This is a genomic window from Lysinibacillus sp. NPDC093688 (assembly GCF_050280145.1).
In the GTDB taxonomy this organism is placed as follows: Bacteria; Bacillota; Bacilli; order Bacillales_A; family Planococcaceae; genus Lysinibacillus; species Lysinibacillus xylanilyticus_B.
Genome location: NZ_JBNNUX010000008.1, coordinates 69,900 through 87,343, shown reverse-complemented (window position 1 = coordinate 87,343; position 17,444 = coordinate 69,900). Strand labels below are relative to the sequence as shown.

Genomic DNA, 17,444 nt, shown 5'->3' with positions numbered 1-17,444 from the left:
TTAGGGGCATCTTTTTCTATGCAAAGAAAGAGGGATTAGAACATGAACATAGCTATTGGCACAACTAACAAAGCAAAAACAGAGGCAGTTGAAGTTATAGCTAGAAAGTATTTTGATAAACCAAATTTCACTTACATTAAAGCTGCATCACAAGTATCTGATCAACCGATGACTCATGAAGAAACACGCTTAGGCGCAATAAACCGTTCGAAAAACGCAATCGATGAGACGGGTGCGCAATTATCATTTGGATTAGAGGGTGGAGTGACTGAAATTGATGGTGTGATGTATATTTGCAACTGGGGAGCTCTTACCGTATCAAATGGCACAACCTATACAGCTTCGGGCGCACAAATTATATTACCAGAAGAAATTGCCCAGGAAATAAGAGCAGGGAAGGAACTTGGACCTGTAATGGAGCAATATACACAACGTCGGGATATCCGACAAGGTGCGGGAGCTGTAGGTATTTTTACACAAGGGTTAGTAAGTCGTCAGGCGATGTTCGAGCATATAGTCTCGCTTCTTGTTGGTCAATATTTATTCACATTAGCGCATGAGTAGTGTCTATTGATTAGTAATAATGGAACAGTGAAGTTGCATAATTGATAAAACTTTTTTAAAATAGAAAAAAGTTAGCAATGAAAGGATGAAGATCATGTCTTATACATCGGTGAGAGTTGTTGGCTTACTACTTCTACTTTTTGGGCTTACGGGTTGTAATCAATCGGTTGATGAACAAATTCAAGATGGACTTCAACATACGACAACCGTTTTTGCGGAACAGCCAGAGGAGCAAACAGATAGTATTGGGGATGTAGAATTATACTTACCTTCAAACTTTAAAGTTGATGACAGTTCAGATGCATATAATATATTAGTAACGAAAGGAAAAGAGAGTTATATTCTTTTCATTAATGATCGTGAAGATGCAAATAGTAAACTATATTACAATCTATTAAAAGCTGATAGTTCAAAATACATAGTCGAAGAAAATACTTATGAAAAGAATGGTATTTTTGGCTTTGCGGCTGTTTTAAAAACTGATAATGAGAACGAATTTGAGCTTATTGTTAGTAATGGTGGTGTAAAAATGACGACCATTTCTCAGGCAAAACATATTAAAGATAATTTACACGAGATGACGAAAATCGTTCATTCGGTTAAGATTAAATAAATTGGATAGTTTTGAACAGAACGGTTCACAAACATGTGAGCCGTTTTCTCTTCACTCAACTTCTTTCAGCGGGTGTCCAAACACCTGTAGCTGACGCTTCGCTTTCGCTACAAAAAACACCTGCTGAAAGAAGTTGAAGCCTCCGGCGGATGTCACGGAATCGGAAAGGAGTTCTTAAAGGATGTTAGCCTAAAATCATCGCATCCATGCGATAACGGCTAACTGACCTGCATCGTGCAGGCCTAAGCACAAAGCCGATTCCGGACTCAATTATGCCGAGGCATAATTGATCATAGTAAGCTACAATAGAGGAACTTGGTTTATAAACGTCACATCCAGTGACATTATCTGCGCAACAGTGCTGAACCTAAATTGATTTTGAAGAAAGGATGTGAGCTAGGTGAAACAAATTAAATCAGAACAACTTGTGTCCCTATTAAAACAACAATTGAATGAGGAAAAGTTTGATTTTGAGTTTGACAAAAAGCACGATAAATTACGTCTTAACCATAAAAAAATTGGTAAAGGGATGGAGCTCTCTCTACCAGGTATTTTAGCCAAATATAATGACAAGCAAGGGGCTGCAATCGATGAAGTCGTTTATACAATCGAGCAAACCTTTAATGCGATGGAGCAAGAGATGGAACAAGGATTCCAAACTACTACACAAATTTATCCAGTTATTCGTGCGACATCCTACCCTCAAGCCTCGAAGGAGGGGCATGCATTCATCACGACTGAACATACAGCTGAAACACGTATCTTTTATGCGCTTGATTTAGGAAAAACTTATCGTTTTATTGATGAATCCATGTTAGAGGTACTACAATTAACAGTAGAGCAAGTGCGTGATATGGCACGATTCTCTGTAAAGCAACTACCAGCAGTTTATAAGAAAGATGAAGTTGCAGGGAATGTTTTCTATTTTGTTAATGCTAATGATGGCTACGATGCAAGTCGCATTTTAAATGAAAGCTTTTTGAAAGACATGCAGACAAAAATTGAGGGTGACATGACGTTATCTGTGCCACATCAGGATGTATTAATAGTAGGTGATATTCGTAATGAAACAGGGTATGATGTATTAGCACAGATGACAATGCATTTCTTTGCTGTCGGTACCGTACCGATTACGTCATTATCTTTTATTTATGAAGATGGGGAGCTAGAACCGATCTTTATATTAGCAAAAAACAGAGTTAAAAAGGAGCAAGAGAAACAATGAATGTATTTTACAACAAAGAGCATGTTGGAGATGTATTACTAGTACAATTAGCGACAGAATCAATCGTGAAAACAGAGGTAGAACGTGCGGGGGATATCGCTATTTTAAAGGAAGCACAAACAGGAGAAATTAAAGCATTTAATTTATTTAATGCCAGCAACTATATACAAACTGAAGCACAAGGTTTAGTTGAGGTTACTCCAGAATTAGCTGCACAGCTTGAGGCAGCTATTGCAAAAAACGGAGCTGAAATCAGCTTAGATGTAGATTTTTCTCCAAAATTTGTTGTGGGCTATGTAGAAACAAAGGGCAAGCACCCGAATGCTGATAAACTAAGCATTTGTTCAGTAAACGTAGGTGAAGAAACATTACAAATTGTATGTGGCGCACCAAATGTGGAAGCGGGTCAAAAGGTTGTCGTAGCTAAAATAGGTGCAGTAATGCCTTCTGGAATGCTTATTAAAGAAGGTAATTTGCGAGGTGTTGAATCCTACGGTATGCTATGTTCAGCACGCGAATTAGCAATACCAAATGCACCTTCTGAAAAAGGAATTTTAGTTTTACCGGAAGATGCGAAAACTGGTAGTGCGTTCGAAACACCAACTAAATAAAGTCTTCGGAAACACGGTTTAGCTTTGCAGAAGTAAAGTGATATCCTAATTAATACCAAGACCGAATTGATTATATGTACTTAAAATCGTTATGCTACTAATATGCTAGTAACATAACGATTTTTTTGTCTAGAATGAGCCTCTAAATACAAGTTTCTATTACATTTTTATGGTATGCTTTTTGTTATAGACATTTAACTTCTTTCAGAAATATTTTTTGTACCGAAAGCGTAGCGACAGGTACAGAAGTCACCTACCTCTGTAGGTGGTGAGATGAATGCACATTTAGGCTACTTTTCAGCGGGTGTCCAAATACCCGCTGAAATAGAGGAACTCAGTCTAAGAACGCCACGTCCTGTGGCAACGACTGAGTGACCAACATCGTGCTGTTGTTGCTGTCGTTTCGCTTTCGCACAGACAAAACCCCTTGCTGACGCTACGCTTTCGCACAGAAAACATTTGTTGGCCTAAAGCCTCCGGCGGATTTACCGAGGCATAATTGATTTAGTAAATGCTATAAATGAAGTGTAAGAGAAATGAGTGAAACAATGTGAATTGGTTAAAAAAACAAATGGATAAATTTTTAAATAAAGATGACAATGAATACGAATATGAAGAGTTTTATGATGACTATGAAGAAGAACAATCTGAGCAACTAAACTCATATAAAGAAACAACAGCAGCCAAGCAAAAAACTTTTCGTTTTCCGTTAATTGAGGATGAGGAATTTTCAGCTCCACCATCAACACCATCATCAAAAGAAGCATTCAATTATATGGACGATGCATCCTCCGGACAAATTGAAGATTTATCGCTACCGAGGCATTTAAATAATCATATTGTGGATTCGAGTGTTTATGATATTGAAGTTTCAGGTATTCGAGACCTATTAGCAAATCGAACGAAGAGAACAGGTAGAACGACGATTACGCGAAGTCAGCCTGAACCGGAGAATCGTTCGAAGGCAAGTCTTGTTTTTCGAGATGCACAAGATGAATTACCGACTTCGCCTAAGGATACGAATTATCCATTAGAAAAAACAGATGAAATTGATTTACCTGCTAACCGCAAACGTTTTGTACCAAGTGATGTTCCGTCACCAGTCTATGGTTTTACTAAGCCGAGCCCAATTGAGCAATTATTAGAGAAACGGAAGGAAGAGCACGATAAAAAAGAGTTAGAAATACCTACAGCATCTGAGTCTATAAAAGAAGCGACAACAAATGGGGCTATTGAAAATATACTAGAAGAAAAAGAGCCTAATAGCGCAGATCAAAAAGATGGACTTGAACAGTTAGAAATCCCTAAAACAATTGAAGCACCTGCCAAGCCGCCGATTACTTTTGATGATAAATTATCAGACGAAACCAATCATCCTAATGATAAAACGACAACGGAATTACCTGTACCACTAACAACTTCTTTTGCCGTAGAATTTGAAGACCAAGTGAAAGAAGCTGTTCAGCATGAGCTGAATATTGAACAACTTCCGGTTGATCAATCAGAAATTCATGTAAAAGAAGTAGTCGTAGAACAATTACAAATCGAAAATTCTACCATCCACATTGGCGAAGTTACAGTAGTCCAGCCATCCATGAATGAAGATGATGTGCAAGGTATATTGCAAGAACAATCTGTAGAAAAGAAAGAAAAAAGTAGTGGGGTTCCATTCAATGTTTTAATGTTAAAAACTGATAAAGAGAAATGGAGAATCCGACAGCAATTAAAAAATACGAAGCTGACCCAAACAATAGTTGAAAAGGATCAAGAGGAACAGGAGACTTCTTTTGAGCCGATTCATTTAGAGGAAGAACAACAATTGGTACCATCCAATAAAGAACAAATTCAACAATCCATTCATTTAGAGATTAGTGAGTTAGAGATGGATGATAAAACAGCACCACAATCGTCGGAGGAAGACGAGGTTTCTATTCATAATACTGCTCCATTCAATACTGCAACAGATAGTGTATCCGTCATTACAATGGCACCAGTAACATCAATGTCGAACGTTGCGACATTAGAAAAGACTGTGATTGATGTTGAAAGCTCCGACGAAATTTCAGCAACTACCGAAAAGGAAGTAGAAGTAACAACTGAAACGGAAATGGAAGCGACTACTGAAAAGGAAGTAGAAGTAACAACTGAAACGGAAATGGAAGCGACTACCGAAAAGGAAGTAGAAGTGACAACCGAAACGGAAATGGAAGCAACTACCGAAAAGGAAGTAGAAGTAACCACCGAAACGGGAGTGGAAGCGACTACCGAAAAGGAAGTAGAAGTAACAACTGAAACGGAAGTGGAAGCGACTACCGAAAAGGAAGTAGAAGTAACAACCGAAAAGGAACTAGAAACAACTACTGAACAGGAGCTTACTACCGAAAATGTAGTGATTCCCGAAGAGAATTATATTGATCTAGAAGAGTATCCAGAGCAACCTTCTAAATCAGATGAAACATTCGTGGAAAATCAAGTGATGGAAATACCTCGAAAACCTGTTCATGTGTATCAAAAGCCAGAAGATGAGTTTTTAGAGCCACCTGAGGAAAAAACACAGGATACTGAGTGGATGGAGCAACAAGGAGATACGTTGGTCGAAGCTTTGTCTTATTTCCAAGTCTCAGCTCAAATAGAATCCATTATGCAAGGACCTGCCGTGACACAATTTGAAATAACAGTGAGTCATGGTACGAAGGTTAGTAAAATCCGCAATCTATCAGATGATTTGAAGCTTGCATTGGCAGCAAAAGATATCCGCATCCAAGCTCCGATTCCTGGGAAGAGTTCAATTGGCATTGAGATACCGAACCGTGTATCTCGCGCTGTTCGATTATCAGAAGTGACAAATAGTGCTTCTTTCCTTGAGTCAGATTCACCGTTAGAAGCAGCATTGGGTCTGGATTTAACAGGAAAGCCTGTAACCATTGATTTACGAAAAATGCCACATGGCTTAATTGCCGGAGCTACAGGTTCTGGTAAATCAGTTTGTATCAATTCAATTTTGGTTAGTTTATTATATAAAGCTGCACCACATGAATTAAAACTGATGCTGATTGATCCTAAAATGGTAGAATTAGCACCGTTTAATCATATTCCACATTTAGTTAGCCCAGTCATCACAGATGTTAAAGCTGCTACAGCTGCACTTAAATGGGCAGTGGAGGAAATGGAGCGTCGTTATCAGTTATTTGCTCATGCGGGTGCACGTGATATTACACGTTATAATGCAATTGCGGATAAAAATAATGAGCATAGCTTAAAATTACCTTATATTCTAATTGTCATTGATGAGTTGGCAGATTTAATGATGATGTCTCCTGCAGATGTAGAGGAGGCAATTTGTCGTATTGCGCAAAAGGCACGTGCTTGTGGTATCCATTTAATTGTTGCAACTCAAAGACCTTCTGTAGACGTTATTACAGGGCTTATTAAATCAAATATTCCTACACGTATTGCTTTCGCGGTATCTTCACAAATTGATTCACGTACAATTTTAGATGGGCAAGGTGCAGAAAGATTACTTGGACGAGGCGATATGTTATATTTGGGTAATGGTATGTCCGCTCCAGTGCGTTTACAAGGTACATTTGTGACAGATGATGAAATTGAAGCGATTATTGAGCATGTTCGTGAACAAGGAGAGCCGGATTATATATTCGATCAAGAGGAACTTTTAAAGAAGACGGAGGTTTCTGCTGAACAAGATGATCTGTTTGAGGATGTATGTCGATTTGTCTATGAGCAAGGAGGTGCTTCTACTTCTTTGATTCAGCGCAAATACCATATTGGTTATAATCGTGCTGCTCGTTTAATCGATATGTTGGAATCACATGGCTTTGTATCCGAGGCAAGAGGCAGTAAACCACGAGAAAGTTATATTACGGAAGAAGATTTAATTGCTATGTTTGAATAAGAATTGTATTGTTTTCGTATAGATTATCTTCATTACGTCAAAATTAGTTTTTTTAGAAAAGTTACACATTTATCCTTGTGCATAAATAGTGCTATAATAGACGAGATGTGTTGATTAGTACGTATTTTTTAGCACTTCCAAAGGTATTAATACCTAATAATTAGTGAAAAAATACGATACACCTAATAGATGATAGAAGGGATATTGAATTCCCGGGGGGTTTAATTAATGACAGTTTTTCATTTCACAGGCATTAAAGGTTCTGGCATGAGTTCACTTGCACAAATCTTATTTGATGCTGGTGAACAAGTACAGGGCTCAGATATTGATAAATATTTCTTCACGGAACAGCCGTTACGTGAGCGTAATATTTCAATTTTTACATTTAATGCAGATAATATTAAAGAAGGTATGACAGTTATTGCAGGGAACGCATTTCCTGATGATCATCCCGAATTAGAGCGTGCACGTCAAATCGGTGTAGAAGTTATTCGCTATCATAAATTTTTAGGTGAATATATCGGTAATTATACGTCGATTGCTATTACGGGTGCACATGGTAAAACATCTACGACAGGCTTAATGGCTCATGTTGTAGGAGGTTATAAACCAACTTCTTATTTAATCGGTGATGGAACAGGAGCTGGGCATGAAAATGCTGATTTCTTTGTGATGGAAGCATGTGAATACCGTCGACACTTTTTAGCGTACAATCCCGATTACGCGGTAATGACTAATATTGATTTTGACCATCCTGACTATTTTGCAAACATAGAGGATGTATATTCAGCCTTTCAAGCACTAGCATTACAGGTTAAAAAAGCTATTATTGCTTGCGGTGATGATGAACATCTACAACGTATTCAAGCAAAGGTACCAGTTGTTTATTATGGATTTGGGGCTGAAAATGATTTTGAGGCTCGTAATGTTGAAAAAACAACAAAGGGTACAAAATTTGATGTATTTGTCCGCAATGAATTTTATAGTACATTCTTTATCCCATTGTTTGGTGACCACGCAGTATTAAATACTTTAGCTGTTATTACACTTTGCCAATATGAAGGTATTTCACCAGACATCATTCAAGAACGTTTAAACACATATAAAGGTGTAAAAAGACGTTTTACAGAAACGGATATTGGGAATAATGTTTTAATAGATGACTATGCACACCATCCAACTGAAATCCGTGCAACGGTTCAATCGGCACGACAAAAATATCCGGATCGTGAGCTAGTCGCTATTTTCCAACCACATACATTTACACGTACACAAGCTTTTTTACAGGATTTCGCAGATAGTCTAAGTCTTGCAGATACAGCATACTTATGTGATATTTTTGGCTCTGCAAGGGAAACACAAGGCGCACTTTCAATCCAAGATTTAGCGTCTTTAATTGAAGGCAGTGCAGTGATTACCACTGAAGGAATCGATGTGTTAACAAAGCATAAGGGCGCAGTATTTTTATTTATGGGCGCTGGCGATGTTCACAAATTCCAAGATGCTTTTGAAGACGTGCTAAAGAACAACGAAACAGCTTAATCCGCAAGGAATAAGCTGTTTTTTCTCAAAAATGAGAAGGAATTCAGGTTTTTTTGTCGAAGATAAGGATAGTATTAGTAAAGAGAACTTTTACTTGCAGGAGGTCTAGTTATGGAAGTTATTTTGTATATTGCAGCAATCATCGCAGCAATCGGTTTTTTAATTTTATGTGTGAGCGTAGGAATGACATTATTTTCGCTCAAATCAATCCTTAACAGTTTAGCAGGAACATTATCAGGTATCGAAGGACAAATGGAAGGGATTACACGTGAAACGACTTCCTTACTATCCAAAACAAATAGCTTGGCAGAGGATATTCAAGAAAAATCTGAACAGTTAAATTCTGTTGTTCATGCAGTCAAAGGAATTGGCGACTCTGTGAATGGTTTAAATACATCTGTACAGCAAATTACTTCTTCAATTTCTACAAGTGTGGAACAAAATGAAGAAAAAATTGCACAGGTTGTTCAGTGGAGCAATGTCGCGATCGGCATTGCTGATAAGTGGAAAAAACGTAAAATTACCGATCAGGCCAATGCGGTGATTCAAGATGATGTTTATCCTTTTGAATCAGAGCAAACGGAAAAATCGAAAAGAAAATGGGGCCGTAAAAAATAATTATTATTCGGTAGGCGTTAATGCCATCTGAATAAAAATAAAGTCTTAGGCATAAGTTGAAGAATGCATCCGCGAAGGCAGATGGACAACCAGTCTAGGCAAAATAGATAATAAGATGGGGAGGAATTGTTGCATGACAACTCAAAAGCCAAATTTTAATGAAGTGAAGGAACAACAACTTGAAAGTTCATTGCCACAGCTTTATCATCCGCAGGAATCAATTTATGAGGAGGAGCGAGTGAACATGAAGGATTTCGTTATTGGTGCATTAGTTGGGGGTATAGTGGGTGCAGCTGCCGGCTTATTACTAGCTCCGAAATCAGGAAAAGATTTACTTAGCGATGTAGCAGTACAAGCTGTTAGCCTAAAAGATAAGAGTGCAGATTTCTCGACAACTGCAAAAGATAAAACGGTTCAATTATCTAAACAAATTCAAGAACAATCTACACAATTAGTAGAGAAAGTAAAAACATTAAAATCAGCAAAGGCACCAACTGTTTTTGACGATGGTACTGTTTCTTTCGAGGGTGAAGAGCCACTGGAGGATTTCATTGCTAGCGAAGAACCTAAAGCAGAGGATGCTAGTGAAAAAAAGGAACAAGCTGAAGAAAAAAGTGAAGAAGTTCGCGCGTAAGCGTAATATATATAAGGGATACGATACATCTGACAACGATGTATCGTATCCCTTTTTTTAAGATATAGGCGCTTTTTCTAGTAAAATTTCTAGTTTATCCCCGCCGAAAATCTCCGTATCGAAGCTTGCCGGTTGACCATTTCGTAAAATCGTAAAATTACCTTTAAATGTAGTAGGCAGTTGCCAATTAGAGAAGCGGAACACATCCTGGTATATCCAACGACTTCGGTCTTTCTCTTTAAATGAAATGCTGGATCCATTTGGAACAGTTGAAAGAGGTGATACCACTACTTGATTAACGAGAACTTCGTTGGCCATTTTTTTTAGCTCTACTACCTCGTTTTGGAAGTGTATGATGATTTTATCCTCAAGTAAAACACTCATTTGGTCAGCAATCCGTTGAACGGTAGGGAATGTTTGTTGCTGAAATGTAAGTACATCACCATCTTGTACAGCATAGGACATTTTAGATGGTTTACCATTAATCATTAAATGAGCTGAAAACTCTGGTAAATAAAGTGGCTTTCCGTCCACTTGAATATAAAATGACTCAAATTGCTTTAATAACTCCCAATTATTTGTGAGCTTAAATACATCCTCGACTGTTTCAGCTATTTCAAACATCACAACATCACGATCATTTAATGCACTATCGAGTGCTGCAGGGGAACCATTAATCATTATTTTTGGTTCAATTACATATTTTGTATGTTGAATCGTAACGGTTTTAATGGCAGCATCATCTACAATATCTCTCACCGTAGCATTAGCTGGCTGACCGTCTTGGCCTTCAATTAGCTGGATGGCATCGCCTGTTTTAATCATCGTTTTAGTGGATGCCTCATGACCATTCACTAAAATTTCTGCCGGTTGACCGTGACCACCAGGGATGAAAATATCTTGTCCATTTACATTCACTGATAGTCCATGTCCTGGTTTTCCATATAACTGCTTTGCTCGAATATTGGCTGCTAAAAATGCATCAGCAACAGTCATTTCTTTTAATTCAAATAGGCGCACTACTTGTTCATTGACAGTTAGACTCATATATTGAATAGGCATTTTTTTTGCTGCAATGGCAATACCAATTGGAGTCACCAATTCAGGAGATGCTTTAATATGATCTTCCTTCGTTAAGTTTTGAATAGCGTCAATCCCTCGAACGGCAATGCGATTGGCAGGTAAATTTAGTACTAGTCCAAGTTCAGTTGTGAGTTTGGGTGTTAAGCTACCTCCACCAACAAGCATTACGGCCTTAGGAGCTGACTGATTATTAAGACGTAATATTTCTTCTCCAATGGCTTTTGCCAGTTGCTTGACAGCAGGATCGATTGCTTGAAGAACTTCCTCTTTCGGATAATATTGATCAAAGCCTAAAATATCCTGGATTAATATTTCTTCTTCTGTTTGCAGTTGACGCTTCGCTTCTTCGGCCACTGGGAAGTCGAGTAAATAGTGGTCACTTAAGGCCTCTGTTATTTCATCACCAGCTGTTGGTACCATGCCATATGCGACAACAGTACTTTTATCGGTAATAGCAATATCAGATGTACCAGCACCAATATCAACTAGCGCCACATTTAAACGACGCATAGTTGGGGGGATAAGCACATTAATAGCTGCAATAGGTTCTAATGTTAGTGCATCCATCTCTAAATCCGCGCGTTTAAGAGCCGCAATAAGCGATTCTACGACAACTCGTGGCAAGAACGTAGCAATAACTTCAATTTGTGCTTCATCGCCTTGCTGGTCGAGTAGGCTACCAATTTCTTCTCCATCTAAACGATAGTATAGAACTGAATAACCAACACAATAATAGTGGCTTATTTTAGCATCATCTTTGTGTTGAAGGAGTTGTTGCTGTGCCTGTTGAACAGCTTGTAGTTCTAAACGACTTATATCTTCTTCGGTAAAGATAGGCCGATTACGAATACTGATTGTCACGCTTGCTTGTTCTGTTTTCAATGAGCGACCAGCGGCAGCGACACTCACTTTTCTTAAAGGACCATGCTTCTCTTCAAGTTCATGTTTAATTTCATTGATTAAATCTGCCACATACATGACATTATGTATTTGACCATCTACCATGGCGCGTTCTTTATGTTCTTTTACTAAAATGTCTTCCACGTGAAAGCGGTCATTATCTTCTGCTAAAATAATACCAACTACAGAACGTGTACCGATATCAAGTGCAAATAATTTTGAACTCAAAGTACTCGCATCCTTTCTAGTAATATGTTAATATAATTATACAATTTAGCGAGTTGAAGCGCTAAATTAAAAATGCGTGACATTCTGTGCAACATTGATTATAATGATGCTAATATCTAAAAATGTAACATACATTTCAGAGTTCTGAAAGTGTCTGTCATGAGGAGAGGAGCAAGAAAGCATGAGCCAAAAAGATTTAGAAAGCTTACGTAGTCAAATTGACGGTTTAAACTTAGAAATTCTTCGTCTAATTAACGAACGAGCAGCAGTAGTTGATGAAATCGGTAAGATTAAAGAAAAACAAGGTGTGATCCGCTATGATCCATTGCGTGAACGACACATGCTTGATCTTATTAAAGAGCACAATCAAGGTCCATTAAACCAAATGACGGTTGATTATATATTTAAGCAAATCTTTAAAACAGCTTTAAAACAACTAGAAGCAGATAAGAAAAAAGAGTTACTTGTATCGCGCAAGAAAAAATCAGAAGATACTGTCATTAATATAAACGGTGAGCTAATTGGACAAGGAAAACCATCTTTCGTATTTGGACCTTGTGCTGTAGAATCATACGAACAAGTAGCAGCAGTAGCAGAATCTATTAAAGCAAAAGGTGAAAAATTAATTCGTGGTGGTGCTTATAAGCCACGTACTTCTCCATATGACTTCCAAGGTCTTGGGTTAGAAGGACTTAAAATTTTAAAACGTGTGTCAGAGGAATACGGTTTAGGCGTTATTACGGAAATTGTTACACCAGGTCATTTAGAGGAAGCATTAGATTACATCGATGTGATCCAAATTGGTGCACGTAATATGCAAAACTTCGAATTATTAAAAGCAGCGGGTGCAACAAATAAACCTGTCCTTTTAAAACGAGGCTTAGCAGCGACAATTGATGAATTCATTCACGCAGCAGAATACATTATGTCAAAAGGAAATGAAAACATCATTCTTTGTGAGCGTGGTATTCGTACTTACGAAAAAGCAACTCGTAACACATTAGATATTTCTGCTGTACCAATTTTAAAACAAGAAACGCATTTACCAGTATTCGTAGACGTTACACATTCAACAGGTCGTCGTGATTTACTATTGCCATGTGCTAAGGCAGCAATTGCTATTGGAGCTGATGGCGTCATGGCAGAGGTGCATCCAGATCCATCTGTAGCACTTTCAGATTCACAACAACAAATGGATATTCCAACGTTTGATGCTTTCTACAAAACACTACAAACTTTCATGAAAAACCATGAAATCAATGCTTAACTTCTTTCAGCAACACCCGCTGAAATAGAGGAACTCAGTCTAAGAACGCCACTCCTGTGGCAACGACTGAGTGACCAACATCACGTTGGCCTAAGCCTCCGGCGGATGTCACGGAATCGGAAAGGAGTTCTTATGTTAGCCTAAAATCATCGCATCCATGCGATAACGGCTAACTGACCTGCATCGGTAAAAACGCCACGTCCTGTGGCATTACCGAAATGACCGACATCGTGTCGGCCTTCAGCAGGCCTAAGCACAAAGCTGATTCCAGACGCAATGATGCCGGGGTATAATTGATGTGTTGATAAACACCGCTTGCTTTAATCGGCAGGCGGTGTTTACTATATAGTGACAAAATAATGTCTAGAATAGTACTACTTGTACTTGGTTTTTCTTTTCATGTACATACTGCTTCTTGAAAAGAATATTAAAATTATCGTATGATAAGGCTATAAAAGGAAAAAGGGAGGCACGTACGATGACTGTTACAATTTATGATGTTGCAAGAGAAGCAAATGTTTCTATGGCAACTGTCTCTCGTGTAGTCAATGGTAATCAAAACGTAAAACCGGCAACACGAAAAAAAGTATTAGAAGTAATTGAACGATTAGAGTATCGTCCAAACGCAGTAGCGCGAGGATTAGCAAGTAAGAAAACAACAACAGTTGGCGTGATTATCCCGGATATTGCAAACAATGTTTATGCGGAACTGGCACGTGGGGTAGAGGATATTGCAACAATGTATCGTTACAATATTATTTTAGCCAACTCAGACCAACATGAAGATAAAGAGCTTCAGCTACTGGATACAATGCTGGGAAAACAGGTTGACGGTATTGTCATGATGAGTGATGAAGTAACTGAAAAAATGCAACAAACTATGGATCATTCTCCAGTGCCAATTGTACTCGCAGGTTCAGTAGATGAATCACAAACAATTGCGACTGTTAATATTGATTATTACCAAGCCGCTTATGAGGCGATTACATTACTTATTCAAAATGGTCATAAGCGAATCGCTTTCGTAACAGGTCCGCTTTCGTATACTATTAATGGAAAATTCAAACTTGCAGCTTATAAAAAAGCCTTACAAGATGCAGGTTACCCTATAGATGAATCACTAATCGCTGCAGATGAATCGAGCTATGATATGGGCTTAGAGGCGTGGGAAACATTATCCTCACTTGAAAATCCTCCAACTGCTTATTTTGCAGGTAGTGATGAATTAGCAATTGGATTGATTCATGGTGCACAGGATGCAGGCAAAGATGTACCTGAGGATATCGAAGTAATCAGCTTTGAAAATTCAAAATTAGCTCGCATGGTTCGTCCACAGTTAACAAGTGTCGCGTTACCACTGTACGATATCGGAGCTGTCGCAATGCGCCTGCTAACAAAATTAATGAACAAAGAGCCTGTTGAAGACGAAGCGGTTATTTTACCGCATCGTATTGAGCATCGCCAATCTGTCAAAAGTAAATAACGATACTTAACACGTAAATCTGTTTAAGGATTTACGTGTTTTTATGTAGACGGATAGATGACTGAGGGCAAATGAAAAAGCCTCACGATTGTCGTGAGGCTAGTGTTAAACGCGTTTTTCATTACGAATAATATGTAGCGCTTTGGCTAGCATTTGCGCATTTTTTTCTTCAATCTCAGCCTTTCGAGGGATTGGTTCATACAATGGGTTAGGATCCTCCCAAGTTGGAATAAAAGGCACTGGCGCTTCAGGCTGCCAACGATCTAACCATGCTTGAGGGAGGGGGCCAGTCGGTAATTGCTGATCTGTCATTTCAAGCCATAGCATCGACCATGCACGAGGCACAACACGCCAAATATCGTACCCGCCACCACCGACAGCAATCCATTTGCCTCCACAATATTCATGTGCTAATTTATGTGCGAGCTTTGGAATTTCTCTATAAATATTCATTGTTCCATATAAATGTGTTAATGGATCGAAAAAATGTGCATCTGCGCCATTTTGCGTTAGCACAACATCCGGTTTGAAAAATTCAAAGACTTCTCGCATAGCTTTTTCATATATTTCTAGGAAACTCTCATCTTCTGTAAAAGCATCAATTGGAAAATTAAAAGAAGCGCCATAGCCTTGTCCATTTCCGCGTTCCGTAATATTACCTGTTCCGGGGAAAAGATAGCGCCCTGTTTCATGAATGGACAATGTACAAACATCCGGATCTTCATAAAAACTCCATTGCACCCCATCTCCATGATGGGCATCAGTATCTACATAAAGTACACGAGCATTGTATTTTTCCTGTAAATAGCGAATGGCTACTGTACTATCGTTGTAAATACAAAAACCTGATGCACGACCACGGAAGCCGTGATGTAGCCCTCCACCTAGATTGAGGGCGTGCTCGGCCTTTCCTTCCATAACATAGTCGACAGCTGTTAACGTTCCACCGACAAGCTGTGCACTTGCTTCATGCATATTTTCAAAAATGGGTGTATCTTCTGTGCCGATGCCGTAGCTTTCACATTGTGCCTCTGAAAGCTCACCGTGTCCGGCTCTTTTAACGATATCAATATATTTTGGATCATGGGCAAGTAAAAGCTCTTCCTCTGTTGCGACACGAGCTGGAACAATATCCAAATCATTAAGAGCATCAATATTCTTTAGCAAATCCATTGTAAGCGTCAAGCGTTTATGATTAAAAGGATGAGTATCTGAAAATTTATATCCGAGTTGTTCTGGCGAGTAAACAAATACTGCTTTTTTCATTGTAATGAAACACCTGGTAAATTTGGCCATAATACATCAAAGCCTTCTTTACGAAGATCTTCAATCATGGCCAGTGGATTCAGGGTTTTTACTCGGATGCTTAATATTTTGTTTTGCGTATTTTCAGAGTCAGGATAAACTAAGACGCTTTGGACATTTGCATGATGCTCGTGAAAAACTTTTGTGATCTCAAATAATATTCCTGGCGTATCGGCTACACGAATTTCAATTTTTGAGCCAGGTTCAGTGGCACCTGTTAACTCTATATATGTATAGAGTAAATCCGTAGTAGTTACAATCCCAACTAATTTCCCTCCAGAGACAATGGGTAAACAGCCTACTTTGGATTCATAAAAAGTAAGAGCCACTTCTTCTACGAAATCAAGTGGATGACCGACAAGTGGATTTTTAATCATAATTTCTTCCACTTTTGCATTAAAAACTGGAGAATTAGGCTCATCCCGTAAAGAGGAAGGTAAAGCCTCTTTAATACCTCTTTCAGTGATAACCCCAAGAACGTGATGTTCCTCATCTACAACTGGCAAATGACGTACTTTTTTCTCACGCATTAATTTCAGTGCTTCAAACACTGTATTTGTCGGAGCCAGCGTGTGAGGCTCATCATTCATAATTTCTTCTACGATCATATACTCATCCCCTTGTGTTGGTTTTAATACATGAAGCGATTTCTAAAACGAAGTCTATCAAATCTTTCCATTGTCTCAGGGGGCACGCGTTTTCCTTCACGTGCCATCAAGCAGTTAGCAGGATGTGATGTAATTTCAGGGTCATCTGTAGCAAAATATTCGAAGTTAGCAGAGCCCATCATTTTCTCCATCATTTTGCGATAATCCCAAACATTTAAACCAGTCCCTTTTAAGTCCCAATGCCAATAATATTCGGTAGTGATAACAAGATAGTCTTCCATTTCATCTCCCATAAAAGACACGGCTAGTAGTGCCTTACCAGCACCTGTACCACGATATTCTGGAATGACTTCAATAGCACCTAGCTCAATCATGTTATCAATTCGATCTTCCGCCCATCGTTCAAGTGGATCGGGATATAAATAAGTGACGTAGCCTACAATAATGTTTTCATTTCGAATAATAATAATTCGTCCTTCAGGAAGCCCTGCAATTTCTATAATGGCTTGCTGCTGTTGCTTTGGAGGTCTAAAAGCAACCAAGCCTTCGTGGAATGAATATGTAGCTAATTTTTCTGGAGGAACAGGTCCTTCCACATACACAGTACCGTGCTTAGTTTCCTTTGTGACAGAAAAAAAAGTTCTTTTATGTTCCATGATTACACCACCTGAGTTTAATAATTCCATTATAGCTGATTTCCTGCGGAAAAACGCTATTATTTGCAAAATATACCTGTATTTTCGGAAAAGTAAAAATATTAAGACATTAACGGTGAATTCGTGTAAAATATATGTATATTGCATCTGTTATTCAACAGATAAATGTAGTGTGAATAGCATTCATTAATTTT

14 protein-coding genes are annotated in these 17,444 nt (G+C 38.5%); 10 read left to right on the top strand and 4 right to left on the bottom strand.

From position 1 onward, the window contains the following. Positions 1-42 precede the first annotated feature (42 nt). The 8 genes from ACQKN2_RS09070 to ACQKN2_RS09035 all read left to right on the top strand — a co-directional run bounded on the left by ACQKN2_RS09070 (position 43) and on the right by ACQKN2_RS09035 (position 9,720). Positions 43-564 carry a DUF84 family protein gene (locus ACQKN2_RS09070; protein ID WP_427414682.1) on the top strand — a complete coding sequence of 174 codons (522 nt, stop codon included), beginning with the start codon at positions 43-45 and terminating at the stop codon, positions 562-564. 94 nt (positions 565-658) lie between these two features. Continuing rightward, on the top strand, positions 659-1,177 hold the full coding sequence (locus tag ACQKN2_RS09065; protein ID WP_427414681.1) for a hypothetical protein: 519 nt from the start codon (positions 659-661) through the stop codon (positions 1,175-1,177). 400 nt (positions 1,178-1,577) lie between these two features. After that, the gene (locus tag ACQKN2_RS09060) at positions 1,578-2,402 is read left to right on the top strand and encodes a DUF1444 domain-containing protein (protein WP_427414680.1); all 825 of its coding nucleotides are present in this window, start codon (positions 1,578-1,580) and stop codon (positions 2,400-2,402) included. Continuing rightward, positions 2,399-3,013 (top strand): YtpR family tRNA-binding protein, encoded by a 615-nt coding sequence (ytpR, locus tag ACQKN2_RS09055; protein WP_427414679.1) that lies wholly within the window; start codon positions 2,399-2,401, stop codon positions 3,011-3,013. The genes ACQKN2_RS09060 and ytpR overlap by 4 nt, the downstream gene beginning before the upstream one ends. A 550-nt stretch (positions 3,014-3,563) precedes the next feature. After that, positions 3,564-6,926: a DNA translocase FtsK gene (locus tag ACQKN2_RS09050; RefSeq protein ID WP_427414678.1), complete on the top strand. Its 3,363-nt coding sequence runs from the start codon at positions 3,564-3,566 to the stop codon at positions 6,924-6,926. 228 nt (positions 6,927-7,154) lie between these two features. Then, positions 7,155-8,468 carry a UDP-N-acetylmuramate--L-alanine ligase gene (murC, locus tag ACQKN2_RS09045; RefSeq protein ID WP_427414677.1) on the top strand — a complete coding sequence of 438 codons (1,314 nt, stop codon included), beginning with the start codon at positions 7,155-7,157 and terminating at the stop codon, positions 8,466-8,468. A gap of 111 nt (positions 8,469-8,579) precedes the next feature. After that, complete coding sequence (locus ACQKN2_RS09040; RefSeq protein WP_323649173.1) at positions 8,580-9,086, top strand: DUF948 domain-containing protein; 507 nt, start codon at positions 8,580-8,582, stop codon at positions 9,084-9,086. A gap of 133 nt (positions 9,087-9,219) precedes the next feature. Then, positions 9,220-9,720 carry a YtxH domain-containing protein gene (locus tag ACQKN2_RS09035; protein ID WP_323649171.1) on the top strand — a complete coding sequence of 167 codons (501 nt, stop codon included), beginning with the start codon at positions 9,220-9,222 and terminating at the stop codon, positions 9,718-9,720. Between the two features lie 57 nt (positions 9,721-9,777). On the opposite strand, the gene ACQKN2_RS09030 is transcribed toward ACQKN2_RS09035, so the two are convergent. Next, the gene (locus tag ACQKN2_RS09030) at positions 9,778-11,931 is read right to left on the bottom strand and encodes a cell division FtsA domain-containing protein (RefSeq protein ID WP_427414676.1); all 2,154 of its coding nucleotides are present in this window, start codon (positions 11,929-11,931) and stop codon (positions 9,778-9,780) included. A 181-nt stretch (positions 11,932-12,112) separates the two neighbouring features. Here ACQKN2_RS09030 and ACQKN2_RS09025 point away from each other — a divergent pair, with 181 nt between their 5' ends. Further along, positions 12,113-13,198 carry a bifunctional 3-deoxy-7-phosphoheptulonate synthase/chorismate mutase gene (locus tag ACQKN2_RS09025; RefSeq protein WP_323649169.1) on the top strand — a complete coding sequence of 362 codons (1,086 nt, stop codon included), beginning with the start codon at positions 12,113-12,115 and terminating at the stop codon, positions 13,196-13,198. A 478-nt stretch (positions 13,199-13,676) separates the two neighbouring features. Next, positions 13,677-14,681 (top strand): catabolite control protein A, encoded by a 1,005-nt coding sequence (gene ccpA / locus ACQKN2_RS09020; protein WP_323649168.1) that lies wholly within the window; start codon positions 13,677-13,679, stop codon positions 14,679-14,681. Positions 14,682-14,786: 105 nt separating this feature from the next. Here the strand turns inward: ccpA and ACQKN2_RS09015 are convergent, their stop codons facing one another. The 3 genes from ACQKN2_RS09015 to ACQKN2_RS09005 are packed head-to-tail and all read right to left on the bottom strand — an operon-like array spanning position 14,787 to position 17,250. Then, a complete protein-coding gene (locus ACQKN2_RS09015; RefSeq protein ID WP_323649166.1) occupies positions 14,787-15,947 on the bottom strand; it encodes an acetoin utilization protein AcuC in 1,161 nt (386 codons plus the stop codon). Beyond that, a complete protein-coding gene (locus ACQKN2_RS09010) occupies positions 15,944-16,594 on the bottom strand; it encodes an acetoin utilization AcuB family protein (RefSeq protein ID WP_323649164.1) in 651 nt (216 codons plus the stop codon). Before ACQKN2_RS09010 ends, ACQKN2_RS09015 begins: the two co-directional genes overlap by 4 nt. Before the next feature lie 23 nt (positions 16,595-16,617). Beyond that, entirely contained in the window at positions 16,618-17,250 is a 633-nt protein-coding gene (locus ACQKN2_RS09005; RefSeq protein WP_079561699.1) for a GNAT family N-acetyltransferase, read from the bottom strand. Between the last annotated feature and the right edge of the window lie 194 nt (positions 17,251-17,444).

What these genes read in the sequence shown, in the direction of transcription:
- murC (WP_427414677.1), top strand. Translation starts at nt 7,155, where the DNA reads ATGACAGTTTTTCATTTCACAGGCATTAAAGGTTCTGGCATGAGTTCA.
- ytpR (WP_427414679.1), top strand. Translation starts at nt 2,399, where the DNA reads ATGAATGTATTTTACAACAAAGAGCATGTTGGAGATGTATTACTAGTA.
- ACQKN2_RS09010 (WP_323649164.1), bottom strand. Translation starts at nt 16,594, where the DNA reads ATGATCGTAGAAGAAATTATGAATGATGAGCCTCACACGCTGGCTCCG.
- ACQKN2_RS09040 (WP_323649173.1), top strand. Translation starts at nt 8,580, where the DNA reads ATGGAAGTTATTTTGTATATTGCAGCAATCATCGCAGCAATCGGTTTT.
- ACQKN2_RS09035 (WP_323649171.1), top strand. Translation starts at nt 9,220, where the DNA reads ATGACAACTCAAAAGCCAAATTTTAATGAAGTGAAGGAACAACAACTT.
- ccpA (WP_323649168.1), top strand. Translation starts at nt 13,677, where the DNA reads ATGACTGTTACAATTTATGATGTTGCAAGAGAAGCAAATGTTTCTATG.
- ACQKN2_RS09070 (WP_427414682.1), top strand. Translation starts at nt 43, where the DNA reads ATGAACATAGCTATTGGCACAACTAACAAAGCAAAAACAGAGGCAGTT.
- ACQKN2_RS09065 (WP_427414681.1), top strand. Translation starts at nt 659, where the DNA reads ATGTCTTATACATCGGTGAGAGTTGTTGGCTTACTACTTCTACTTTTT.
- ACQKN2_RS09005 (WP_079561699.1), bottom strand. Translation starts at nt 17,250, where the DNA reads ATGGAACATAAAAGAACTTTTTTTTCTGTCACAAAGGAAACTAAGCAC.
- ACQKN2_RS09025 (WP_323649169.1), top strand. Translation starts at nt 12,113, where the DNA reads ATGAGCCAAAAAGATTTAGAAAGCTTACGTAGTCAAATTGACGGTTTA.
- ACQKN2_RS09015 (WP_323649166.1), bottom strand. Translation starts at nt 15,947, where the DNA reads ATGAAAAAAGCAGTATTTGTTTACTCGCCAGAACAACTCGGATATAAA.